The organism is Variovorax sp. CCNWLW186 (assembly GCF_037203865.1).
Lineage (GTDB): Bacteria > Pseudomonadota > Gammaproteobacteria > Burkholderiales > Burkholderiaceae_C > Variovorax.
The window spans coordinates 26,227-49,683 of record NZ_JBBCBO010000006.1; the positions used below are offsets into that span (position 1 = coordinate 26,227).

The window sequence follows — 23,457 nt, forward strand, 5'->3', positions numbered from 1 at the left end:
TCCCTGCGAAGCCCTTTCTCTCATGACCACGCATTCCCTTCTTCCGTCACGCTGGCAGTTCTGGATCGACCGCGGCGGCACATTCACCGACCTGGTGGGCCGCGACCCCGAGGGCGGCCTGCACACGCTCAAGCTGCTGTCCGAAAACCCCGAGCAGTACAAGGATGCCGCGGTCGAAGGCATCCGCCGCCTGCTGAAGCTGAAGCCCGGCGAACCCGTGACCCCCGAGCGCGTGGAGTGCGTGAAGATGGGCACCACGGTGGCCACCAATGCACTGCTGGAGCGCAAGGGCGAGCCCACGGTGCTGGTCACCACGGCGGGATTTCGCGATGCGCTGCGCATCGCCACGCAGGCGCGGCCGCGCCTGTTCGACCGCCGCATCGTGCTGCCGGAGCTGCTGTACGAGCGCGTGATCGAGGCTGGCGAGCGCATGGATGCGCAAGGCGCCGTCGTGCAACCGCTCGACGAAGGTGCGCTGCGCTCGGCGCTGCAACAGGCCTTCGATGCCGGGCTGCGGGCCTGCGCCATCGTCTTCATGCATGGCTGGCGCCACACCGCACACGAACTCGCGGCCGAGCGCATTGCCAGGGCGATCGGCTTCACGCAGGTGTCGGTGTCGCACAAGACCAGCCCGCTCATGAAGCTGGTGCCGCGCGGCGATACCACGGTGGTCGATGCCTACCTGAGCCCGATTCTTCGGCGCTACGTGGAGCAGGTGTCGCGGCAGATGCCGGGCGTGCCGCTGTTCTTCATGCAGAGTTCGGGCGGACTCACGCAGGCCGATCGCTTCCAGGGCAAGGACGCCATCCTTTCGGGCCCCGCGGGCGGCATCGTCGGCATGGTGCGCACCGCGCTCGATGCCGGCCATGCACGCGTGATCGGCTTCGACATGGGGGGCACTTCCACCGACGTGTCGCACTATGCCGGCGAGTTCGAGCGTTCGTTCGAAACCCAGGTGGCCGGCGTGCGCATGCGCGCGCCGATGATGAGCATCCACACGGTGGCAGCGGGCGGCGGCTCGGTCATCGCCTTCGACGGCGCGCGGCTGCGCGTGGGCCCGGAATCGGCCGGCGCCAACCCGGGGCCGGCCAGCTACAGGCGCGGCGGGCCGCTCACCACCACCGACGCGAACGTGCTGCTCGGCAAGATCCAACCCACGCACTTTCCGCATGTGTTCGGCCCCAATGCCGATGAACCGCTGGACCTGGTTGCCGCACGGCGAGGTTTCGACGCGATGGCGCGCCGTATGTCGGAGGCCACGGGCCGCGCAGTGAGCGCGGAAGAAGTGGCGAGCGGCGCCTTGCGCATTGCCGTGGCCAGCATGGCCAATGCCATCAAGCGGATTTCGGTGGCGCGCGGCTACGACGTCACGCAGTACACGCTGCAGTGCTTCGGCGGCGCGGGCGGGCAGCACGCCTGCCTGGTGGCCGACGCGCTGGGCATGCGCAGCGTCTACCTGCATCCGCTGGCGGGCGTGCTCTCGGCGTTCGGCATGGGGCTGGCCGACCAACTGGCCATGCGTGAATTGGCGCTGGAGCGCAGGCTCGACGCACAAGGGCTGGCTGCGGCGCGCGATGCGGCAGGCACTCTGGCGGCGCAGGCAAAAGGAGAACTGCGCGAGCAGGGCGTGGCGGATGCGGCCATTGCCGCGGTGCACCGCGTGCAGCTGCGCTACGAAGGCACCGACACCGCGATGGCCTGCGCGCTGCCCATGAAGGAGTCGGCCGAAGAAGCCATCGCCGCGATGCGTGAGGAGTTCGAGGCCGGCTATCGACGCCGCTTCGCCTTCCTGATGGCGGAACGCGCGCTCGTCATCGAGGCCGTGACGGTCGAAGCCGTAGGTGCCGGCGAGCGCCGCGCACCGCCGGCCGCCCCGGCCGATGCAGCGTCATACGCACCCGAGCCGCTGGCGGCGGTGCGCATGTACTGCGAGGCCGACGAAGAGGCCGCCGGCTGGCGCAACGCCGCGCTGTTCGACGAGGCAGCCCTCCGCCCCGGCGCGTCCGTCGACGGCCCCGCCATCCTCGCGGGCCGCAACGCCACCACGGTGATCGAACCCGGCTGGCAGGCGCGCGCCACCCCGGCCGGCATCGAGCTGCACCGCGTTCGGCCACGCGTGGCCACGCAGGCCATGGGCACCAGTGCCGACCCGGTAATGCTCGAGGTGTTCAACAACCTCTTCATGAACATCGCCGAGCAGATGGGCCTGCGGCTGCAGAACACGGCCTACTCGGTCAACATCAAGGAGCGGCTCGATTTTTCTTGCGCGCTGTTCGATGTGCAAGGCAACCTTATCGCCAATGCGCCGCACATGCCGGTGCACCTGGGCTCGATGAGCGAATCGATCAAGACCGTGATCGACGGCAACCCCGGCATGAAGCCCGGCGACGTCTTCGTGCTGAACGACCCGTACCACGGCGGCACGCACCTGCCCGACATCACGGTGGTCACGCCCGTGTATCTGGCGGCAGCCGATGCGCGGCCCTCGTTCTACGTCGCCTCGCGCGGCCACCACGCCGACGTGGGCGGCATCACACCCGGCTCGATGCCGCCGTTCTCCAGAAGCATCGAAGACGAAGGCGTACTGATCGACAACTTCAAGCTGGTAGAGGGCGGCCGCCTGCGCGAAGCCGAGCTTCGCGCGCTGCTGGGAAGCGGGCCTCATCCGTCGCGCAACATCGAGCAGAACCTCGCCGACCTGCGCGCGCAGATCGCCGCCAACGAGAAGGGCGTTCAGGAGCTGCAGGCCATGGTGGCGCAATTCGGCCGAGAAACCGTGGCCGCCTACATGGGCCACGTGCAGGACAACGCCGAGGAGTCGGTGCGACGCGTCATCACCGCACTGAAGAACGGCGAGTTCACGCTGCCGCTGGACAACGGTGCGCAGATTTGCGTGCGCGTCACGGTCGATGCGATCAAGCGCTCGGCCACCGTCGACTTCACCGGTACCAGCGCGCAACTGCCCAACAACTTCAACGCCCCGCGCGCCATCACCATGGCGGCCGTGCTCTACGTGTTCCGCACGCTGGTCGACGACGACATTCCGCTCAACGCGGGCTGCCTCAAGCCCATCGAAGTGATCGTGCCGAGCGGGTGCATGCTCAACCCGCTGCCGCCGGCCGCGGTGGTGGCGGGCAATGTCGAAACCTCGAGCTGCGTAACCAACGCGCTCTACGGTGCACTGGGCGTCATGGCGGCGAGCCAGTGCACCATGAACAACTTCACCTTCGGCGACGGCGAGCACCAGTACTACGAAACCATTTCGGGCGGCTCTGGCGCCGGCCCCGGCTTCGACGGCACGAGCGTGGTGCAGACCCACATGACCAACTCGCGGCTTACCGACCCCGAGGTGCTCGAATTCCGCTACCCGGTGCGGCTCGACAGCTACCGGCTGCGCGCCGGCTCAGGCGGGGCAGGGCGCTGGCGAGGCGGCGACGGCGGCGTGCGGCGCGTGCGCTTCCTGGCGCCCATGACGGCATCGATTCTCAGCAATGGCCGGCTCTACGGAGCGTTCGGCGGGTCGGGTGGCGAAGCCGGCGCGGTGGGTGTCAACCGCGTGGAGCGGGTCGACGGCACGGTCGAGACGCTGGACCACATCGGGCAGGTGCAGATGGCAGCGGGGGACGTGTTTGTGATCGAGACGCCTGGCGGGGGCGGTTGGGGCGAAGGCGGCCGTTGAATTGCGTGCTGTCTCGGTGGGCGCGATCCCGCCGACGGGGTACCTTGCTCCGCGAATGTCCCCCGGCCTGCGGCCTCCTCCTTTATTTCGCTGCGCAAGGCACCCCATCGACGGGATCGTTATTCGCGCCGGTCGTTGATCGAGCGGAACAAGCGCAGCGCCCGGTGGCCTTTGCACGCGCCCTGAACAAGAGCGCCTAAAGCAACAACCCGGAGGAGTTACATCCCCACGTAGTTAGGCCCGCCGCCCCCCTCAGGCGTAACCCACACGATGTTCTGCGTCGGGTCCTTGATGTCGCAGGTCTTGCAGTGCACGCAGTTCTGCGCGTTGATCTGCAGGCGCTGCTTGCCGTCATCGGTGCCCACGAACTCGTACACACCCGCCGGGCAATAGCGGCTTTCAGGACCTGCGAACTTCGAGAGGTTGATGTTCACCGGAACCGACGCATCCTTGAGCGTCAGGTGGGCCGGCTGCTGCTCCTCGTGGTTGGTGTTGCTGATGAACACGCTCGACAGCCGGTCGAACGTGAGCTTGCCGTCCGGCTTCGGGTAGACGATGGGCTTGCACTCCGCCGCCGGCTTGAGATACATGTGGTCGGGCTTGTTGCGGTGCAGGGTCCACGGAATGTTGCCCTTCAGCAGCCACTGTTCGATGCCGTTCATGAGCGTGGCAATGCCCAGCCCCTTCTTGAACCAGGCCTTGAAGTTGCGTGCCTTCTTCAGCTCCGTATAGAGCCAACTCTTCTCGAACGCGGCCGGGTAGGCCGTGAGCTCGTCGTGCTGGCGACCGGCCTGCACTGCGTCGAAAGCGGCTTCGGCCGCCAGCATGCCCGTCTTGATGGCAGCGTGGCTGCCCTTGATGCGGCTCACGTTCAGGTAGCCCGCCTCGCAGCCGACCAGCGCACCGCCCGGGAACACCGTCTTGGGCAGCGACATCAGCCCGCCGGCCGTGATGGCGCGCGCGCCGTAGCCGATGCGCTTGGCCGGCTTGATGCCCTTGGCCTCGTCGCCTTCAAGGTACCAGCGGATGTTGGGATGCAGCTTCCAGCGCTGCATTTCGTCGAACGGGCTCAGGTAGGGGTTGCTGTAGTCCAGGCCCGTGATGAAGCCCATGGAAATCTTGTTGTCCTCCATGTGATAGAGGAATGCGCCGCCGTAGGTGTCGCTCTTCATCGGCCAGCCGGCGGTGTGCAGCACAAAGCCCGGCTGGTGGCGCTTGGGGTCGATCTCCCACACTTCCTTCACGCCCAGGCCATAGGTCTGCGGATCGCGGCCTTCGTCGAGCTTGAACCTGGCGATGAGCTGGCGGCCCAGGTGGCCGCGCGCGCCTTCGGCAAACACCGTGTACTTGCCCAGCAGCTCCATGCCCAGCTGGAAGTTTTCGGTCGGCTCGCCGTCCTTGCCTACGCCCATGTTGCCGGTGGCCACGCCGCGCACCGAGCCGTTCTCGTTGTAGAGCACCTCGGCCGCCGGAAAGCCCGGAAAAATTTCGACACCCAGGTTTTCGGCCTGCTGCGCCAGCCACTTGGTGAAGGCACCCAGGCTGATGATGTAGTTGCCGTGGTTCTGGAAGCAGGCCGGCAGAAAGGCGTTGGGGGTGCGCAGGCCCGATTTTTCGCCCAGGAACACCATTGCGTCGTCGGTGACGGGTTGGTTCAGCGGGGCGCCTTGCTCCTTCCAGTCGGGCAGCAGCTCGTTCAGCGCGCGCGGGTCCATGATGGCACCCGAGAGAATGTGCGCGCCGGGCTCGGAGCCCTTTTCGAGCACCACCACCGAGATTTCCTTTTCGTGCTGCGCGGCCAGCTGCTTGAGCCGGATGGCGGTCGAGAGGCCGGCCGGGCCGCCGCCGACGACCACCACGTCATATTCCATGGATTCGCGGGGGCCGAACTGGGCGAGGATTTCGTCGTGGGTCATGTGGGTCTCGTCGATAATGATTTGAGGCTCGGACGCTTCGAGGGCGCGAAACATTTTATGTGGAGTGCAGGGCGTCACCTCGGCGACTCGGCAACGACTCAACAGGACCGCTTTTCATGGCTTACAGCATCGATCTTTCGGGCCGCGTGGCCTTCGTCACCGGCGCTTCCAGCGGGCTGGGCGCGCAGTTCGCGAAAACGCTGGCGCGCGCCGGTGCCGCCGTGGTGCTCGCGAGCCGCAGGGTCGAAAAGCTCAAGGAACTGCGCGCCCGCATCGAAGGCGAGGGCGGCGACGCCCACGTGGTCGAGCTCGACGTGACCGAAATCGGCAGCATCAAGGCCGCCGTGGCGCGCGCCGAAACCGAAGTGGGCCCCATCGACATCCTGGTCAACAACTCGGGCGTGAGCACCACCCAGCGCCTGCAGGACGTGACGCCCGACGACTACGACTACATCTTCGACACCAACGTGAAGGGCTCCTTCTTCGTTGCGCAAGAGGTCGGCAAGCGCATGCTGGCGCGCGCCAAGGGCTCGGCGCCGGGCACCTACATCGGCGGGCGCATCATCAACATCGCCTCGGTGGCGGCGCTCAAGGTCATGCCGCAGATCGGCGCCTACTGCATGAGCAAGGCTGCCGTGGTGCAGATGACCAAGGCCATGGCGCTCGAGTGGGGCCGCTTCGGCATCAACGTGAACGCACTGTGCCCCGGCTACATCACCACAGAGCTCAACGAAGACCATTGGGCCTCCGAAGGCGGCGCCAAGCTCGTGAGCATGCTGCCGCGCAAGCGCGTGGGCAAGCCCGAAGACCTGGACGGCCTCATCGTGCTGCTGGCCAGCGGGCAGAGCCATTTCGTGAACGGCGCGGTGATTGCCGCCGACGACGGGTTCGCGCTCTGACGCCGCGCGCCTGGGTTGGCATAGCCGCCGGGCTGGGGGCAGGGGCGCTCTGGGGCCTGGTGTTCGTGGCGCCGCGCATGGTCGGGCACTTCGGCATGATCGACATCACGGCCGCGCGCTTCGCGGTGTTCGGCGCCATCTCGGGCCTGGCGGTGTTCACGCGGCCCGCGTCGCTGCGCTGGCCGAACAGGCGCCAGGCGATGGCGGCGCTGGGCCTCAGCGTGCTGGGCTTCAGCGGCTACTACCTGCTGCTGGCCTTCGGCATTGCGGCGGCGGGCACCGAGGTGCCCAGCCTCATCATCGGCACCATCCCGGTCTGGATGATGCTGCTCGGCCGGCCCGCGGGGCTGCGCATGCGGGCACTGCTGCCCGGCCTGGTGCTCACGGGCGCGGGCATTGCGCTCATGGTCTACGGCGCCTGGTCGGCGCAGCACGGCACGGCCGGCAACGGCGTTCGCTTCGGCTGGGGCATTGCATTGGCGCTCTGCGCCATGGCAAGCTGGACGGTGTACGGCTTGCTCAACGCCGCCTGGCTGCAGCGCCATACCGAGCTCAACGCGACCGACTGGGCCAACTGGCTCGGCATTGCAACCGGCGTGGGCGCCTTGCTGCTGTGGGTGGTGGCCGGCAGCGACGTGGCCACGCTTCGCGCGCAGCCCCAAGGCATGCTCTTCGTCTGGCTCGCATTGGCGGGCGGGTTCGGCTCTTCATGGCTCGCTACCATTCTCTGGAACATCGCGAGCCAGCGCCTGTCGGCCAGCCTGTGCGGCCAGCTGATCGTGAGCGAGACGCTGTTCGCTCTGCTCTATTCATTTCTTTGGGACGGGCGCTGGCCGCAAGCCACCGAGCTGGCGGCCGCGCTTTTGTTCGTTCTTGGCATCCTCGCATCCATCAAGGCCCACCGATGAGAATCGAAATTCCCGAAAAGAAGAAGTTCGTGTACGAAATGTCGATCCCGATCCGCTGGGGCGACATGGACGCCATGGGGCACCTGAACAACGGCACCTACTTTCGCTACCTGGAAACCGCGCGCATCGACTGGATACATTCGCTCGGCATCCAGCCCACCCCCGGCGGCGAAGGCATGGTGATCGTCAATGCCTTCTGCAATTTCTACCGCCAGATCGAGTATCCCGGCAGTGTGCTCATCAAGATGTACGTGAGCGACCCGGCGCGAACCACCTTCGAGAGCTGGGCCACCATGGCTCGCGCCGAGGCGCCCGACGTGATCTGCGCCGCGGGCGGGGCAACCACGATCTGGGTCGACTTTCCCAAGCAGAAAGCGCTGCCCTTGCCCGACTGGCTGCGCGCGGTGGTGAGTGAGTAGGTCAGCGATGCAGCTGAAGAAGGCGCTCGCGCTTGCATGCCTAACGTTGCTGGCTGGCTGGAGCCATGCGCAGAACACCGCCGCCCCGCGCGAATGTGCCGCCGGCGCGCCTTTCCTGAGTGCCGATGCCTTGAAGAAGTCGGGCGTCGAGTTTCCGCTGTTCAAGCGGTATTGCTACACCGACAAATCCGGCAGCTACGCGCTGCTGCTCGGCGAAAAACAGGATCGCCCGTTTCCCGAAGAGCTGCTGTCCTCGGCCATCCAGGCCGCGCTCTACAAGGTGGACAGCGACAACCTGCTCACCAGGCAATGGGCGATCCGCGACTTTGCCGGGGAGCAGGCGGTGGGCGTCAACTTCCGCACCAGGCTCTTCGAGTTCGCGGACATCGACGGCGACGGCCTGGTCGACCCTGTCCTTGTCTACCGCTTCTTCGAACCGGAGGACGACGGGCACGTCAATGTCGATCCGTTTTCAGGGCGCGCAAAGATCATTGCCTTTCACCAGGGCCGCAAGGCTACCATCCATGCCGTTACCGGGCAGCTCGACGGCCAGCGCAGGACGACCGGCAACAGCGGCTACTTCGCCTTGCCGAAAACAGTGCAACGGCACCTGGTGAAGAAAATGGCCGCGATGTACAGCGCCCGCCAGTTCGGCTTCGACAACTCCTACGGCTTCGCACCGCAGAAGGAGCCCGCAGGCCGCTGACGCTCTGGCCTCAGGCCGGCGGCAGCACGATGCGCGCTTCGAAACCGCTGGCGGCACCCGCTGGGGGCGATGCCAGTTCGAGCCTTGCGTTGTGCTTCTCGACAATGGTGGCCACGATCGACAGGCCCAACCCGTAGCCCGCGCGGTCCGAGCTGTGGCGCACATGCCGCTGCTGCAAGGAGGCGAGCTGCGCCGCGCTCGCGCCGGGTCCGAAGTCGCGCACCGCGAGCGTGCAGGGCGCCATCACCTCCACCACCACGCGCGCGCACTCGCTGTAGCGCAATGCGTTTTCCACCAGGTTGCGCAGCGCGATCGCGAGCGCGTCGACGTCGCCCACTGCCACCGGGGCGGCACTGTCGGGCAGCTTGAGGCCCAACCGCTCGTTGACCTGCGGATCGTTCCAGAACTCTTGCACCACGGTGCCGGCAAGCTGGACCAGGTCGACCCGCGACCGCGCGAGCGACGCGCCCGACTCGGCCCGCGACAGTTGCAGCAGCTTTTCGGTACGGTGGCTGAGCATTTGCAGCGCATCGAGCGCGGCCTGCACATCGTTGCGCTGAAGATCGTGCTCGAGCGCCGTTTGCAGGCGCAGCCGAGCCGCGGCCAGCGGCGTTCGCAGCTCGTGCGCGGCGTTGGCGGCCAGGGCACGTTCGACATCGAGCGAATGCGACAGCCGCTCCAGCAGGCTGTTGACGTGATCGCCCACGGAGCGCAGCTCGCGCGGCAGGCCGGGCAGGGCAATGGGCCGCAGGTCGGAGCCGCTGCGCTTCTCGATCTCGCCCGCAAGCTGCTGCAGCACCCGCAGTTCGGTGCGGGCCACGTTGCGCAGCACCAGCGCCAGGAGCGGGAGCACGGCACCAAGCGGAATGATCAGGCCGAAGAGCGTGCGGTTCAGCGCCGAACGCCGCTCGTCCAGCGGATCGGCCACCTGGAAATAGAGGGTCCGCGTGGGGTGCCTCACGGTATAGATGCGCCAGGTCTGGTTGTTGGCAAAGCCCGAGGCCAGCGGAACGTCGAAGGCATTGGTGGGTGCCTCGGCCGAGCGCAGCAGCACCTGTTCGTGGATGTCGACCACCTGGTACTTCACGGCGTCCGCCGAGAACAGCTGCTTGGGCGCGATCAAAGGCGTTTCCGCGGGGGTGCCCGTCTGCTGCAGCTTGTCGAGCTCTTGCACCGCCATGTCGAACATGCGGTGCGACACCTCGACCAGTTCGTTGTCGAAGTTGTGGTTGATCTCGCGGTCCACATACCAGACCACCGCCAGCACGCACAGCAGCCACACGCCGCCGACCCAGACGATCAGGGTGCGCGTCAGCCGGCCGGCCAGCGTGTCGCGGCCGCTGTTCGGGGATGGCGCACTCATTCGTCGTCGCCCGCCGATGTCGACAGGCGGTAGCCGAGGCCGCGCAGTGTCTGGATGTGGCTCTTGCCCAGCTTGCGCCGCAGGCGGCTGATGAATACCTCGAGCGTGTTGCTGTCGGCCTCGTCGCCGAAGCCGTAGAGCGCGTCGGCCAGGTTTTCGCGGGTGTGGATGCGCTCGGGCCGGGTGGCCATCACGCGCAGCAGGGCCCACTCTTTCTGGGTCAGGACGACCGGATTGCCGTCCTTGCGGACCCGGTCTTGCGCGAGATCGATTTCCAGCGTGCCGAGATGCAGCACCGGCGAACTGCCGGCGTTGCGCCGCCGCTCGACGGCGCGCAGCCGCGCCAGCAGCTCGGCCGGGTCATAGGGCTTGATGAGGTAGTCGTCCGCGCCGGCATCGAGCCCGCGGATGCGGTCGGTCACCTGGTCGCGTGCGGTCAGCACGATGACGATGGGCGGCTCGCGCAGCGCGCGCACCTGCGGCAGCAGCGAAAGGCCGTCGCCGTCGCCCAGGTGCAGGTCGAGCAGCACGGCGGCGTATTGCACCGAAAGCAGGGCGCCGCGCGCTTGGGCAAGGCCGGGCGCCACGTCGACGACGAACGCCTTCGCGAGCAGATAGCTGCAGACGGCGTCTGCCAACGCACTGTCATCTTCGACAAGCAATATCCGCACGCGAGGGGGTCTTTCGAGAAAAAACGAAGTCTAGCGCCGCCCGAGGTGCCGCCGCAGCGGGGTCAGCTTTCGTTCAGACCGCTTCAGGAACGGTTCAGGCCGCAAACGTAGGCTCAAGGGGTGTTTTCAGACCTGCTTTTCTGCTCATGACGCGTGCGCCAAACTTTTCGAATCCGTCGATCATCCGCCTGGGGGGCTGGACCCTTCTTGCACTGGTGCTCCTGCTGGCCTGGGATGCCACGGGCGGCGATCTCGCATTGGCCCGCCTGGCCGGCACGCCCATGGGTTTTCCGTGGCGCGACAACGCCTTTCTTGTCCGCGTGATGCATGAAGCTGCAAAGAACCTGAGCTGGCTGTGCGTGATTGCGCTGTTCGCCGCCATCCGCTGGCCCGTGGGCCTCTTGCGGCGGCTGCCTGTTCGTGCACGGGCGCAATTGGCTTTCACGGTGCTGCTTTCGGTCATCGCGATCAGCCTGCTCAAGCGTGCGAGCCATACGAGCTGCCCCTGGGACCTGAAGGAATTCGGCGGAGTGGCAAGCCATGTGTCGCACTGGGCGTGGAGGGTGTACGACGGCGGCCCGGGCGGGTGCTTTCCGGCGGGCCACGCCTCCGCCGCGTTCGCCTATGCGGGCGGCTTTTTCGTGCTGCGGCGCGTCTCGCAGCGCGCGGCCATTGCTTGGCTTTGCGTTTCGCTGGCCGCGGGATTGATGCTTGGCGTGTCGCAGCAGCTGCGCGGCGCGCACTACATGAGCCACACGCTGTGGACGGCCTGGATCTGCTGGACCGTCGGTTTTGCCATCGAGCTGATCGCCGCGCCCCGCGGCTCGCCATTGCCGGCACCCGGGCCGGCTGCCTTGCATGCAGGCCCTTGATATTGCCCTGTTCGAGCTGATCAACGCGGGTGCCACGGCGCCGGCGTGGAGCATCCATTTCGCGCGCTTCGCCTCCGATGTGCTGCCGACCCTGCTGGCCCTCGCGGTCATGGGCGCGGCGGCAATCGACCGGCGCCTGCGCTATGCCTTCTTTACCGCGCTGGTCAGCGTGCTGGTCGTCTGGGTCGTGGTGAACGTGTTCCGCTCGGTCATGCCGTTCCAGCGGCCCGCGTTCTACGGGCTGGGCGTGCAGTGGGCGCCGCAGGGCGCGCGGCCGGGCTTTCCGAGCCTGCATGCCGCGGGCACCTTTGCCGCCGCGTTTGCGCTGTGGTGCCTGCCGTGGCGTGCGCCCATGATTGCGGCGCTGGTGGTGGCAGCCGTGGTCGGATGGAGCCGCGTGTTCCTGGGGCTGCACTTTCCTTTCGACGTGGTCGTCGGCGCCATGCTGGCCGCGCTCGTCGCGATCGTGGTCGAGCGCCGCGTCAGCCGCCCATTGAACCTGGCGCTCAGGGCCTATATGCGGCCCAGGTTGAGGGCGAGGCGAGCCCGCGCCTAGCCCCCAGGCGCGCCTGCGTGAGCCCATTCTGAACGCCGGCTGAACAGCGCATTCAGGCTTCCTTCAGTTGCGCTTTCTACAGTCGGCGCATGTCTTCCACGCGAATCGAATCCGCGCCAACGCGTGCCCTGCAACTGCCTGCAGCTGGCGCACCCTACCTGGCGTTTGCACATGCGCTGTGGGCGCGCATCGACCTTTGGCTTGCGCGGCCGCGCTCGGCGCAGCGGGCGGTCGTGTGGCTCGCCATCTACCTTGCCGCCGCCGCCAACTGGCCGCTGTGGGACGAACTGGCGCGCATCGGCGGCGCACCCAGCGCCTACCTGCCCACGACCGCGGCCATGGCGGTGCTCATGGTGTGCGCCACGGTGGCGCTGCTGTCCTTCACGGCATGGTCGCGCTGGATGAAGCCGCTGTGGTTTGCCGTGGTGCTGCTGGCAGCGTTCGTGCAGCACTACATGCTCGAGTACCGCGTGGTGATGGATCCGACCATGATCGCCAACGTGCTGCAGACCGACCCGAACGAAGCGCGCGACCTCATGAGCTGGCGCATGGCATTCCATGTGCTGCTGGTCGTGCTGCTGCCGGGTGTGGCCCTCTGGCGCGCTCGCATCATGCCGATGCGCTTTGTCGGCAAGCTCTGGCGCAACGCGGCGCTGCTGGTGCTGGCCGTGGTGGTGGCCTTGGCGGCGGCCGTATCGATGAACCGCCAACTCGCGCCGCTGATGCGCAACAACATCCACCTGCGCTACATGATGAACCCGGTGGCGAGCCTCTATTCGGCCGGCTCGGTGCTCATCAAGCCGCTGTTCAAGCGCAGCCGCAAGCTGATTCCCATCACCGCAGGTACGGCCCTGGGCGCGAGCTATGCCGGGCAGGCCCGGCCGCCGATGTTCGTGCTGGTGGTGGGCGAGACAGCCCGTGCCGACCACTTCGGCCTGAACGGCTACGCGCGCGACACCACGCCCGGGCTGGCCGCGCGGGGCGTGCTGAGCTACCGCGATGTGCATTCGTGCGGCACCAACACGCTCGCTTCGGTGCCGTGCATGTTCTCGCCGCTGGGCAAGCAAGGCTACGAATCGCGCAAGGACGACTACGAGAACCTGGTCGACGTGCTGCAGGCCGCCGGCCTGGCCGTGCTGTGGCTCGACAACCAGGCGGGCTGCAAGGATGTCTGCACGCGCATTCCGAATGCATCGGCCTTCGACAGCCTTTCACCGACGCAGAAGAGCGCGCTGTGCGACGGCGAGGAGTGCCTGGACGACGTCATGCTCAAGGGCCTGGATGCACGCATCGCGGCGCTGCCGGCCGAGCGCCGCGCAAAGGGCGTGGTGCTGGTCATGCACCAGATGGGCAGCCACGGGCCGGCCTACTACAAGCGTTCGGCGCCGGAGGTGAAGCGCTTCCTGCCCGAATGCAAGACCAACGCGCTGGCGGAGTGCGGCCATGCGGAGCTGCAGAACGTGTACGACAACTCCATCGCCCAGACCGACCAGTTCTTGAGCCAGACCATCGACTGGCTCAAGGCTCAGTCGGGGAGCTACGACCCGGCGCTGCTGTACGTGAGCGACCATGGAGAGTCGCTCGGCGAGTACGGCCTGTTCCTGCATGGCGTGCCCTACAGCTTTGCGCCGGAAGCGCAGAAGCACGTGCCCATGGTCACCTGGTTCAGCCCCGGCATGAGCGAGCGCCGCAAACTCTCGCTGCCGTGCATGGAAGCGGGGCTCGACACGCCGCTCACGCACGACAACCTCTATCACACGGTGCTAGGTTTGATGGACGTGAGCAACTCCACCTACAAGCCCGCCTTGGACGCGCTCGCGTCCTGCCGAAACAAGGCTTGAAGGATCGCTATTTCTTTTCGCGAGGCAGCCGCCCCATCAGGAAGAACTCGGGGTTCGGCTGCATGCCGCTGAAGCTCGCAAGCCGGTTGCTCAGGCCGAAGAAGGCGGTGATGGAGGCGATGTCCCAGATGTCTTCATCGTCGAAGCCGTGGGCATGCAATGCGCTGAAGTCCGCTTCGTCGATTTCATGCGAGCGCTCGCAGACCTTCATCGCAAAGTCGAGCATCGCGCGCTGGCGCGGCGTGATGTCGGCCTTGCGGTAGTTCACGGCCACCTGGTCGGCCACCAGCGGCTTCTTCTCGTAGATGCGCAGCAGCGCGCCGTGCGCCACCACGCAGTAAAGGCACTGGTTGGCCGCGCTCGTGGTGGTGACGATCATCTCGCGGTCGCCCTTGGTGAGCGAGCCTTCTTCCTTCAGCATCAGCGCGTCGTGGTACGCGAAGAAGGCGCGCCACTCGGCCGGGCGGCGCGCCAGCGCGAGGAAAACGTTGGGCACGAAGCCGGCTTTTTCCTGCACCGCAAGAACGGCGGTGCGGATGTCTTCGGGCAGGTCTTTCAGCTCGGCAAGGGGGTAGCGGTCGGCCATGTTTTGTCTCCTGAGGGCAGTGCCACGATCATAGGCAAGTCCCTCATGAGCAGCTACCGTCCGCCGCGCCCGTGCGCCTATTTCAGCGCCTTGCCTTGCGTGGCACCCAGCGGCGTGTGCAACTGCGAAGCCACCCACTGGCCCGTGTTGTCGTCACGGCCCTGCAGCAGGTAGCGCGTGTCCGGCTTGCCGTAGCTCTGCACCGCCATGGCCGAGAACTTGCCGATGTCGGTCTTCGGGTCGCGCAGGCGGTTCACGATCAGCACCTTCTTCGTGTCGGCAAAGTCGGCCATCATGTTCTGGTCGCCCTCGCTGTCGCCGGCAATGAAGCACGGGCCGTAGCCATACTTGCTCACCAGAAAGCGCTGGATGTTCTTTGTCTTGCCGGGGCCCTGCGTCTGGTCGTAGCCGCGGCGGAATTCCGGCTGGATGACGCCGTTGGCATCGCGCTCCAGCTCCATCGCCAGCACGCGCTCGGGCGGGTTGTTGTAGCCGAAGGCCGGGTTGGACGAAATCTCCTTGATCACGTCGACGAAGGACGCGGAACACACCCACACATCGAAGCCCGCATTGCGAAAGGCGGCGTACAGCTCCTGCATTTCGGGCTGCAGCCGAAGGCCGTTCTTCCAGCTGACCGAAACCACGCCCGCCTGGCCGGGCAGAGCCGTGGGCGAGGTCCACTTCACCTTGGCCACCGGCTCCTTCAACTGCCACGCCACCGTTTCCGCCGTGAGCTTGCGCACCTGCGCTTCGGTCATGCCGACGAAGAGGTAGGTCACCCAGGGGTAGGCCGTGTCGTGGTCGAAGGTGTCGCCAATGGCTTCGTAGAGATAGCGAACCTTGGTGGTGAACGCAATGTAGTGCGGGCTCAGCTTGACCGCCACGAGCGGCTGGGTGCCCTTGAGGCCGCTGTAGTTCTGGTAGAGCCACGTGTAGCTCGCCACGATGTCCGGCACCAGCAGATCGATGTTGACCGGCTTGCCCGCTGCATTGTTGTGCGCCGGAAGAAAGTCTTTCTTGGGAATGTTCTTGCGCAAGGCCACTTCGAGTTGCGCGGGCGTGGCGCCGAACACCAGGTTTTCGAGCTGGTAGATCAGCGAGGCTTCTTCGATGTCGAGGAACACGCTGGTGTTGTCCCAGTCGAAGACCACATAAGGCGGCTTGGCGGCGCTGTAGCCCGGGCTTCCCTTGCCGAGGCTCGCGATCAGGTCTTCGATCTGCGACCGGTTGAATGCGTCCCAGCGGCCCGGCGACAGGCCTTTGGCGGGCGAGAGACTGGCGCAGCCGGTAGCGGCGAGCGCGGCGGCAAGCGGAGTGAGGAGGACGAGGCGGCGTTGCATGCGTTCCTTGTTGTTGTGCGGTTGTCGATGGGAAGCGCCGGGCGTATGCCGCGCCCGTGACACTTCCGCATTGACCTACGCATCAGCCGTGCCAGCTACGCGTGCATGCGTGCGTGCTGCTGCTCGATGAACGCCGCCACCCGGCGCACGAGAGCGCGCTTTCCCCCTGCCGCCTCGACGCTCGCCGCGGCCTGCACAGCAACGGTTTCTTCGGTGGTGCGGATGATCTCGTCCGCCTGCGCCATCGACAGTCCGAAATGGGAGGACGCGGCGCGTGCCAGTTCGAGACTCGATGCGTGCTGCCCCGGAAGAATGGCCAGCTCCTGATAACCCGTGTGCCCGCCCAACTGCATGACGAGGTCGAAAGCCGGGGCCAGTCGCCAGAGGCCGTCTTCGCTTCGCAACGCGCCATGGTTCTTGACGTGATCGTCACTGTTACCCACCGCCAGGTTGAACACCAGGCGGCGAAAAAGCTCGGCCAGGTCTGCTTGCGGCTGCGCGGAAATGCGCCGCAGCAACTGCGCCAGCTCGACATAGCTGCCCCGGCTGGATTCGTAGGGCACGTCGAGCAGTGCCGAAGCCGAGAGGTAGTGAAAGCGGCGTTCGTCGCCCACCGGCCCCGCCCGGTCGAAGCGCTCGACCAGCAAGGCATGTCCTGCCGCAAGGGGTTGCAGCAGAAAAGGCGGAACTTCGATGCCGCAGGCATGGGCCAGCCAGAGCGTTGCCGCCTCGATCACTTCCACGTCGTGGTCGTCCCCACGCGATGCGAACTTGGCGATGCAGCGCCGGCCCTGGTGCACAAAGGCAGCCTTGGGGCGGGCGCCTCCCAGGCTGCCGCCGCGCAACAGCCTGTGCATGTCGGGGCCGATCTCGATTCCCGCTTCGATGCGGTGGGATGCTTCGGCGAGTTCCTCCAGCGAAAGCAGTGTCGATGGCGGTTCTTCACTTTCGATGGGCAGCGATTCGGCGAACACCATCGCGCCGATGCGGTCCTCGTTGGTGAGCAGCAACGCGTCGATGTCCGACAGCGGTTTGCCCTGGCGTATTTCGAGCACCTTGCGGCCCCAGCTGTCCGGCAGCGCATCGCGCAGCGTGAGCGGCATGGCGCCACCGTCGCGAATGCGGCGCTCGGGCAGCACAAAGGTCGCATCGCGCAGCGGCAGATGCTCGGGGTTGAGCGGTGCGGACGCCGGGGCTTCAAGATAACGCCGCCCGTAGGCGAACTCGCCGGACTCCACCACGCCGCGGCGCACCACCTTCATCAGGCCGGCCGGTTGCACCCGTTCACCGGTGCGGTGCGCAAGGCCGACGTAGATGCTTCGCTCGTCGACGGCGCTGTCAGAAGTCACGTTCGTCTTCCGCGATCTTGCCTGCTGGGCCTTCCGCCGCCGACCTGCGCACGCGGCGCTTCGCGGCCAGCGCTGCGGGGGCGGGGGCCACGTTGTCCATCGAATCGATTTCGCCGAAGAGCCACAACGCGTGGGCGAGCAGGCCGATGCTGGTGCCCGGTTTGCCGGATTCGAGCGCGCGCAGGGTGTTTGGCGAGCACAGCAGCCGCTCGGCCATTTCGGCGATCGTCCATTCGCGATGGACCCTGTGCGCGCGAAGGCGCAGGCCGAGCCTTTCAAGGGGCTGGATGGTCTGCGAGGGCAGGGCGGAAAGGCTGTGGCTGCTTCTTGGCATCAATAAAATGACTATTAAACCGGTTAAAAGTCATTTTAATGCGTTTTCTCGCAGATGGTGGAGTGCGTGTTATCCGGGCAGTTCGGGCCTATGGGCGTCTTGCTGAAGCACCGCCAGATCGCTCTCGTCCTTGAGGCCGACGCCGGTCAGCCCTCTCTGCTGCGCCTCTTGCATCAGCCATGCCAGCTTGAACGCGGCGGCTTCGCAGGGCAGGCCTTCGGGGCGCACGTTCGAGATGCAGTTGCGCTCGGCGTCGTGCCGGCCGCGCTTGGGCGAATGGGTCAGGTAGATGCCGAGGCTGTCGGGCGAGCTGAGGCCCGGGCGTTCGCCGATCAGCATGACCGAGAGCGTGGCCCCGAACAATTCGCCCACCTCGTCGGCCAGCGCAACGCGCGCCTGCGTGGCGATGACGACGGGGGAGAAGCGCGTTTCCGCCGGCAGATGCGAGCGCAACGCAGCCAGCAGCGGCGCGGCATGGCGTGCCACTGCGAGCGAGGAAAGGCCATCGCCGATGACCAGGCACACGTCGCATTCGCGCTTTGCCGCAGCACGCAGCCGCTCCGCATCGGTGGGGTCGAGTTGCCGGCCCAAGTCGGGACGGCGCAGGTACGTGGTGCGGTCTTCCGCACGGCTGCGGGCGTGCAGCGTTTCCCAGTTCTGTAGGCGCAGCGTTGCTTCGAGCGCATCGACGTCGAGTGCCGCATGAATGGCGTCGCGCGCCATGGCATGGGCCCAGCCGAAGCGCAGCGTCTCGTCGGTCGGCATGCCGGCGCCGGCGCGGCCGAGCGCCAAGCGCGCGGGAGTGGCCGAGCGCCACTGTGCCCAAGGGTGGGGCGTGACGGGTTCGTCGCTCATGGTGCCAGCGCGGCCAGCCCGCTCATGTCCGCCAGCAGGCGGTTGGCCGACGGCGGTGCGAGTTGCCCCGCGGCATCGGTGATCTGCATGCGCTGCAGCCAGGCCTCGAATTCGGGCGCGCGCTTCAGGCCCAGCGTCTGCCGCAGGAATAGCGCGTCGTGGAACGAGGTGCTCTGGTAGTTGAGCATCACGTCGTCGGCGCCCGGAATGCCCATGATGAAGTTGATGCCCGCCGTGCCCAGCAACACGAGGAGGTTGTCCATGTCGTCCTGGTCGGCCTCGGCATGGTTGGTGTAGCAGATGTCGCAGCCGATGGGCAGGCCCAGCAGCTTGCCGCAGCAATGATCTTCCAGCCCGGCGCGGATGATCTGCTTGCCGTCGTACAGGTATTCGGGCCCGATGAAACCGACCACCGTGTTGATGAGCAGCGGCTTGTAGCGCCGCGCCAATGCGTAGGCGCGCACCTCGCAGGTCTGCTGGTCGACGCCGAAATTGGCGTTGGCCGACAGTGCGCTGCCCTGGCCGGTCTCGAAGTACATGACGTTGTTGCCGACCGTGCCCCGGTTCAGTGCCAGCGCCGCCGCGTAGGCTTCGTCGAGCAACTCGGGCGTGATGCCGAAAGACAGGTTCGCCTTCTCCGTGCCCGCGATCGACTGGAACACCAGGTCCACCGGCGCGCCGGCTTCCGCCAGCTTGAGCGTGTTGGTCACATGCGTGAGCACGCAGCTTTGCGTGGGAATCTCGAAGCGCTGGATGACCTCGTCGAGCATGTGCAACAGCCGGCCGAGCACCTGCATGCTGTCGGACACCGGGTTGAGCCCGATCACCGCATCGCCCGCGCCATAAAGCAATCCGTCGAGCGTGGAAGCCGCCACGCCGCGCAGGTCGTCTGTCGGATGGTTGGGTTGCAGCCGCACGGCCAAGTGGCCGGGCAGGCCGATGGTGTCGCGGAACCGGGTGACCACGCTGCACTTTTTGGCAACCGAGACCAGGTCCTGGTTGCGCATGAGCTTGGACACGGCCGCCACCATCTCGGGCGTGAGGCCGGACGCCAGCGCGGTCAGTGCCTCGGTGGTGGCCTGTTCCGACAGCAGCCAGTTGCGGAAGTCGCCCACCGTGAAATGCGACACCGGCGCAAAAGCCTGTGCGTCGTGGCTGTCGACGATCAGGCGCGTGATGTTGTCGCTTTCGTAGGGAATCAGCGCCTCGTTCAGGAACTGCTTGAGCGGCGTTTCGGCCAGCACGTGGCGCGCCGCCATGCGCTGCTGCGCGGTGGCCGCGCCAATGCCCGCGAGATAGTCGCCCGAGCGCGCCGGGCTGGCCGTAGCCATGACTTGCTTCAGGTCGTTGAATGCGAAGACCTGGCCGGCGATGGTGGTGCGGTAGCGCATCTTTCCTTCAGGCGGCCGGAGGCGATGAAAGCATCTCGTCGGGCGCCGCCGCCTTGCGTTGTGCAGAGGTCAAGAGAAAGTAGCCGTAGGCCGCGGCCATCAGCACCAGGAACAGCAGCGTGAGCATGGCGTTGAACCACACCATGGCGCCGAGGCACACCACGCCAAGCCCGAGCGCAATGGCCGGAAACACGGGGTAGAAGGGCGCGCGGTAGGTGCGCAGCAGGTCGGGCTCGCTCTTGCGCAGCTTGAAGAGCGCGGCCATCGAGATCAGGTACATCACGATGGCGCCGAGCACTGCCATGGTCACGATGTTGGCGGTGAGCGTCTGGCCGCCGAACTGCACCCACTCGTCGCTGAAGATGGCCACCACGCCGATGACGCCGCCAGCCAGCAGCGCGCGGTGCGGCGTGTCGAAGCGCGGGCTCAGGCCGGCGAAGTAGCGCGGCAGGTAGCCTGCTCGCGCCAGCGCGAAGATCTGGCGCGAGTAGCCCATGATGATGCCGTGGAACGAGGCAACCAGCCCGAAGAGGCCGATCCACACCAGCATGTGCAGCCAGCCGCTGTTGTCGCCCACCACCGCCTTCATGGCTTGCGGCAACGGGTCGTTGATGTTGGCGAGCTTGCGCCAGTCGCCCACGCCGCCCGCGAAGATCATCACGCCGAAGGCCAGCACCACCAGCGTGACGATGCCCGTGGTATAGGCGATGGGAATGGTGCGGTGCGGGTCGCGCGCTTCTTCGGCCGCCATGGCTGCACCTTCGATCGCCAGGAAGAACCAGATTGCGAATGGGATGGACGCAAAGATGCCCGAGATGGCCGCGCCGTTGAGCACGTTGCCGCCGGCCCAGCCGTTGGCAACGAAATTCGCCATCGACCAGCCCGGCGTGACCACGCCCATGAACACGAACAGCTCGAAGATCGCCAGCACCGTCACGAAGAGTTCGAAGGCCGCCGCAATGCCGATGCCGATCCAGTTGAGCCCGATGAAGATCACATAGGCGCCCAGTGCAAACCACTTCGGGTTGATGCCGGGGAACTGCACATTGAGGTAGGCGCCGATGGCCAGCGCAATGGCCGGCGGTGCAAAGACGAATTCGACCAGCGTGGCGAAGCCGGCGACAAAGCCACCTGTCGGCCCGAAGGCTCGCCTGGCATAGGCAAAGGGGCCGCCGGCGTGCGGAATGGCGGTCGAGAGCTCGGTAAAACTGAAGATGAACGTGGTGTACATGGTGGCCACCAGCACCGTGGCAACCAGAAAGCCGAGCGTGCCGGCGGTGTTCCAGCCGTAGCTCCAACCAAAGTATTCGCCCGAAATGACGAGGCCCACCGCAATGCCCCAGAGCTGGATGGGGCCGAGCACCTTCTTCAGGTGGCCGGTGCCGGCCGGAACAGAGACGGCGACCGGGGTGGCTTCGATGGACTGCATGGAGCGTTCCTCTCTTTTTGCGGATGTTGACAGTGCGCATCCAGCAAAGCAAGGGCTGTTCCACCGCTCGCCATAATCATGCTTTTCCCATCCTTCCGAGGTATTCCGTGAAGTCCTTTTCTTCTTCGTCGCTCGTCTGTGCTGCTTTTCTTTCCGTGTGCGCCGTGTCCACCGCCTGGGCGCAGTCGGCCCCCGTCACCACGCCGAGCGGCCTGGTCTATCAATCGCTGAAGGAAGGCACCGGCGCCTCGCCGGCCGTAACCGATGTGGTCAAGGTGCACTACCGCGGCACCTTTCCCGACAGCGGCAAGGAATTCGACAGCTCCTACAGCCGCGGCGAGCCCACCGAGTTTCCGCTCAACGGCGTGATCCCGTGCTGGACCGAAGGCGTGCAGAAGATGAAGCCGGGCGGCAAGGCCAAGCTCACCTGCCCGCCGGCCATTGCCTACGGCACGCGCGGCGCGGGCGGCGTGATTCCGCCCAATGCCACGCTCAATTTCGAAGTCGAGCTGGTATCCGTCAAGAAACGCTGATTGCCTAGATCTGCGCCATGCCGCCGTCGACGAACAGCTCGGCGCCGTGCACGAAGCTGCTGTCGTCGGAGGCCAGGAACACCACGGCCTTGGCGATCTCGTCGGGCGCGCCCACGCGGCCAAGCGGGATGTTCTGCGCCTGTGAGTCGATGAAGCCCGTCACCTGTTCCGGCGTGAGGCCCAGCAGGTCATAGGCCGGAGTCGGCACCACGCCGGGACTCACGGCGTTGACGCGAATGCCGGCATCCTTCAGGTCCACCGCCCAGCTGCGCGCAAAGCTGCGCACCGCCGCCTTGGTTGCGCTGTAGACGCTGAAGGCGGGCGTGCCCTTGATGCTGGTGATCGATGCGTTGAGGACGATCGACGCGCCTTTGGGCATGAGCGGCAACGCCTTCTGCACGGTGAAGAGCAGGCCGCGCACGTTGGTGCCGAAGATCTTGTCGAAGTGCTCCTCGGTGATCTGCCCCAGCGGCAGCAGGCTGCCGCCGCCCGCATTGGCAAACAGCACGTCGAGGCGGCCTTTCTGTTCCTTGATGGTTGCGTAGAGCTTGTCGAGATCGGCGAGCTTCGACACGTCGCCGAGCACGCCCGTCACGTTGCGGCCGATGGTTTTTACGGCCGCATCGAGTTCGGCCTGGCGGCGGCCCGTGATGAATACGTAGGCGCCTTCGGCCACGAAGCGTTGGGCGGTGGCCAGGCCGATGCCGCTGGTGCCGCCGGTGACGAGGGCGATCTTGTCGTTGAGCTTGGGTTGGGACAATGGGATTCTTCCTTTGATTGCTTGCTGCGAGGCAGCGTTGAACAGGCAAGGAAGTTTGGGCGCCATCCCCCCGCCGACCAAGACGCTGCGGCGGATTTGTTTATTCACGAATCACTAATAATCCGGCAATGGATCAGATCGCCGCCATGCGCGTCTTCGCCCGTGTGGTCGAGGCCGGCACTTTCACTCGCGCAGCCGATTCGCTGCAGATGCCCAAGCCCTCGGTGACGAAGCTGGTGCAGCAACTCGAGACGCATCTGCGCGTGAAGCTGTTGCAGCGCACGACCCGGCGCGTGACGGTCACGCCAGAGGGTGCCGCCTACTACGAGCGAACGGCGCGCGTGCTGGCCGAGTTGGAAGAGATCGAATCGGATCTCAGCAACGCGCAGGCGAATCCACGCGGGCGGCTGAGGGTGGATGTCGGCTCGTCGTTTGCCAACATGATCCTGATTCCGCAACTGCCAACATTTCACGCGCGGTACCCGGAGATCGAACTCGAGATCGGCGTGGGCGACCGGCCGGTGAACCTGATCGGCGATGCGGTCGACTGCGTGATCCGCGCCGGCGAACTGAGCGACCAGTCGCTGGTGGCGCGCCGCATCGCGACCTTGCCCTTCGTGACCTGCGCCACCCCGGCCTACCTGAAGCGCCATGGCATCCCCAAGACGCCGGCGGACCTCGGCGACGGCGCGCACCGCGTGGTGGGCTACTTCTCATCGCTGAGCAACCGCCCGATTCCGCTGCGCTATGCGCATGGCGAAGAGCGCATCGAGATTCACGGCCGCACCGTGGTGGGCGTGAACGAAAGCACCGCGCAGATCACGGCCGTGCTTACCGGCATGGGCGTGTCCCAGGTCTTTTATCCAATGGCCGCGCCGCACCTCGCAAGCGGCGCGCTGGTGGAGGTGCTGCAAGACTGGGCGCCTCCGCCGTACCCGCTGCACGTGGTGTACCCCGCCAACCGCCACCTGAGCGCCAAGCTGCGCGTGTTCGTCGACTGGGCCGTGGAGCTCTTCGCGCCCTACAACCCACGCGCAGCGCGCTGATGAC

The 23,457-nt window shown here is 66.4% G+C and carries 21 protein-coding genes; 10 read left to right on the top strand and 11 right to left on the bottom strand.

Annotated elements, in window-relative coordinates:
- Positions 1–22 precede the first annotated feature (22 nt).
- A complete protein-coding gene (locus V9K97_RS09345) occupies positions 23–3,679 on the top strand; it encodes a hydantoinase B/oxoprolinase family protein (RefSeq protein ID WP_337317637.1) in 3,657 nt (1,218 codons plus the stop codon).
- 218 nt (positions 3,680–3,897) lie between these two features.
- Here the strand turns inward: V9K97_RS09345 and V9K97_RS09350 are convergent, their stop codons facing one another.
- On the bottom strand, positions 3,898–5,595 hold the full coding sequence (locus V9K97_RS09350; protein WP_337317639.1) for an electron transfer flavoprotein-ubiquinone oxidoreductase: 1,698 nt from the start codon (positions 5,593–5,595) through the stop codon (positions 3,898–3,900).
- A 116-nt stretch (positions 5,596–5,711) separates the two neighbouring features.
- Here V9K97_RS09350 and V9K97_RS09355 point away from each other — a divergent pair, with 116 nt between their 5' ends.
- The 4 genes from V9K97_RS09355 to V9K97_RS09370 all read left to right on the top strand — a co-directional run bounded on the left by V9K97_RS09355 (position 5,712) and on the right by V9K97_RS09370 (position 8,527).
- On the top strand, positions 5,712–6,494 hold the full coding sequence (locus tag V9K97_RS09355) for an SDR family oxidoreductase (RefSeq protein ID WP_157614560.1): 783 nt from the start codon (positions 5,712–5,714) through the stop codon (positions 6,492–6,494).
- Positions 6,495–6,571: 77 nt separating this feature from the next.
- Complete coding sequence (locus tag V9K97_RS09360) at positions 6,572–7,402, top strand: DMT family transporter (RefSeq protein ID WP_443098557.1); 831 nt, start codon at positions 6,572–6,574, stop codon at positions 7,400–7,402.
- A complete protein-coding gene (locus V9K97_RS09365) occupies positions 7,399–7,821 on the top strand; it encodes an acyl-CoA thioesterase (RefSeq protein ID WP_337317641.1) in 423 nt (140 codons plus the stop codon). The genes V9K97_RS09360 and V9K97_RS09365 overlap by 4 nt, the downstream gene beginning before the upstream one ends.
- Before the next feature lie 7 nt (positions 7,822–7,828).
- Complete coding sequence (locus tag V9K97_RS09370; protein WP_337317642.1) at positions 7,829–8,527, top strand: M949_RS01915 family surface polysaccharide biosynthesis protein; 699 nt, start codon at positions 7,829–7,831, stop codon at positions 8,525–8,527.
- A gap of 10 nt (positions 8,528–8,537) precedes the next feature.
- On the opposite strand, the gene V9K97_RS09375 is transcribed toward V9K97_RS09370, so the two are convergent.
- Together V9K97_RS09375 and V9K97_RS09380 are read right to left on the bottom strand one after the other, a co-directional pair.
- Complete coding sequence (locus tag V9K97_RS09375; RefSeq protein WP_337317644.1) at positions 8,538–9,890, bottom strand: ATP-binding protein; 1,353 nt, start codon at positions 9,888–9,890, stop codon at positions 8,538–8,540.
- A complete protein-coding gene (locus V9K97_RS09380; RefSeq protein WP_258507546.1) occupies positions 9,887–10,561 on the bottom strand; it encodes a winged helix-turn-helix domain-containing protein in 675 nt (224 codons plus the stop codon). The genes V9K97_RS09375 and V9K97_RS09380 overlap by 4 nt, the downstream gene beginning before the upstream one ends.
- A 146-nt stretch (positions 10,562–10,707) precedes the next feature.
- On the opposite strand from V9K97_RS09380, the gene V9K97_RS09385 reads away from it, so the two are divergent.
- The 3 genes from V9K97_RS09385 to V9K97_RS09395 all read left to right on the top strand — a co-directional run bounded on the left by V9K97_RS09385 (position 10,708) and on the right by V9K97_RS09395 (position 13,830).
- A complete protein-coding gene (locus V9K97_RS09385; protein ID WP_337317646.1) occupies positions 10,708–11,433 on the top strand; it encodes a phosphatase PAP2 family protein in 726 nt (241 codons plus the stop codon).
- Positions 11,420–11,989, top strand: coding sequence for a phosphatase PAP2 family protein (locus V9K97_RS09390; RefSeq protein WP_258507544.1), 570 nt, complete (start codon positions 11,420–11,422; stop codon positions 11,987–11,989). Before V9K97_RS09385 ends, V9K97_RS09390 begins: the two co-directional genes overlap by 14 nt.
- An 89-nt stretch (positions 11,990–12,078) precedes the next feature.
- Complete coding sequence (locus tag V9K97_RS09395) at positions 12,079–13,830, top strand: phosphoethanolamine transferase (RefSeq protein ID WP_258507536.1); 1,752 nt, start codon at positions 12,079–12,081, stop codon at positions 13,828–13,830.
- A gap of 7 nt (positions 13,831–13,837) precedes the next feature.
- On the opposite strand, the gene V9K97_RS09400 is transcribed toward V9K97_RS09395, so the two are convergent.
- The 7 genes from V9K97_RS09400 to eat form a co-directional block, all read right to left on the bottom strand.
- On the bottom strand, positions 13,838–14,416 hold the full coding sequence (locus tag V9K97_RS09400; protein WP_258507534.1) for a peroxidase-related enzyme: 579 nt from the start codon (positions 14,414–14,416) through the stop codon (positions 13,838–13,840).
- Positions 14,417–14,493: 77 nt separating this feature from the next.
- Positions 14,494–15,756: an HAD family hydrolase gene (locus tag V9K97_RS09405; RefSeq protein WP_337317648.1), complete on the bottom strand. Its 1,263-nt coding sequence runs from the start codon at positions 15,754–15,756 to the stop codon at positions 14,494–14,496.
- Positions 15,757–15,851: 95 nt separating this feature from the next.
- On the bottom strand, positions 15,852–17,105 hold the full coding sequence (locus V9K97_RS09410) for a type II toxin-antitoxin system HipA family toxin (protein WP_337317650.1): 1,254 nt from the start codon (positions 17,103–17,105) through the stop codon (positions 15,852–15,854).
- Complete coding sequence (locus V9K97_RS09415) at positions 17,095–17,439, bottom strand: helix-turn-helix domain-containing protein (RefSeq protein ID WP_337296319.1); 345 nt, start codon at positions 17,437–17,439, stop codon at positions 17,095–17,097. Before V9K97_RS09415 ends, V9K97_RS09410 begins: the two co-directional genes overlap by 11 nt.
- A gap of 69 nt (positions 17,440–17,508) precedes the next feature.
- Positions 17,509–18,294 carry an ethanolamine ammonia-lyase subunit EutC gene (eutC, locus tag V9K97_RS09420; protein WP_337317651.1) on the bottom strand — a complete coding sequence of 262 codons (786 nt, stop codon included), beginning with the start codon at positions 18,292–18,294 and terminating at the stop codon, positions 17,509–17,511.
- On the bottom strand, positions 18,291–19,685 hold the full coding sequence (locus V9K97_RS09425; RefSeq protein WP_337317653.1) for an ethanolamine ammonia-lyase subunit EutB: 1,395 nt from the start codon (positions 19,683–19,685) through the stop codon (positions 18,291–18,293). The genes eutC and V9K97_RS09425 overlap by 4 nt, the downstream gene beginning before the upstream one ends.
- A gap of 7 nt (positions 19,686–19,692) precedes the next feature.
- Positions 19,693–21,114: an ethanolamine permease gene (gene eat / locus V9K97_RS09430; RefSeq protein WP_337317654.1), complete on the bottom strand. Its 1,422-nt coding sequence runs from the start codon at positions 21,112–21,114 to the stop codon at positions 19,693–19,695.
- Positions 21,115–21,221: 107 nt separating this feature from the next.
- Here eat and V9K97_RS09435 point away from each other — a divergent pair, with 107 nt between their 5' ends.
- Entirely contained in the window at positions 21,222–21,647 is a 426-nt protein-coding gene (locus V9K97_RS09435; protein ID WP_337317656.1) for an FKBP-type peptidyl-prolyl cis-trans isomerase, read from the top strand.
- Positions 21,648–21,651: 4 nt separating this feature from the next.
- Here V9K97_RS09435 and V9K97_RS09440 read toward each other — a convergent pair whose 3' ends face one another.
- The gene (locus V9K97_RS09440; RefSeq protein ID WP_337317658.1) at positions 21,652–22,407 is read right to left on the bottom strand and encodes a glucose 1-dehydrogenase; all 756 of its coding nucleotides are present in this window, start codon (positions 22,405–22,407) and stop codon (positions 21,652–21,654) included.
- Positions 22,408–22,535: 128 nt separating this feature from the next.
- Here V9K97_RS09440 and V9K97_RS09445 point away from each other — a divergent pair, with 128 nt between their 5' ends.
- Positions 22,536–23,453, top strand: coding sequence for a LysR family transcriptional regulator (locus tag V9K97_RS09445; protein ID WP_337317659.1), 918 nt, complete (start codon positions 22,536–22,538; stop codon positions 23,451–23,453).
- Positions 23,454–23,457: the final 4 nt, after the last annotated feature.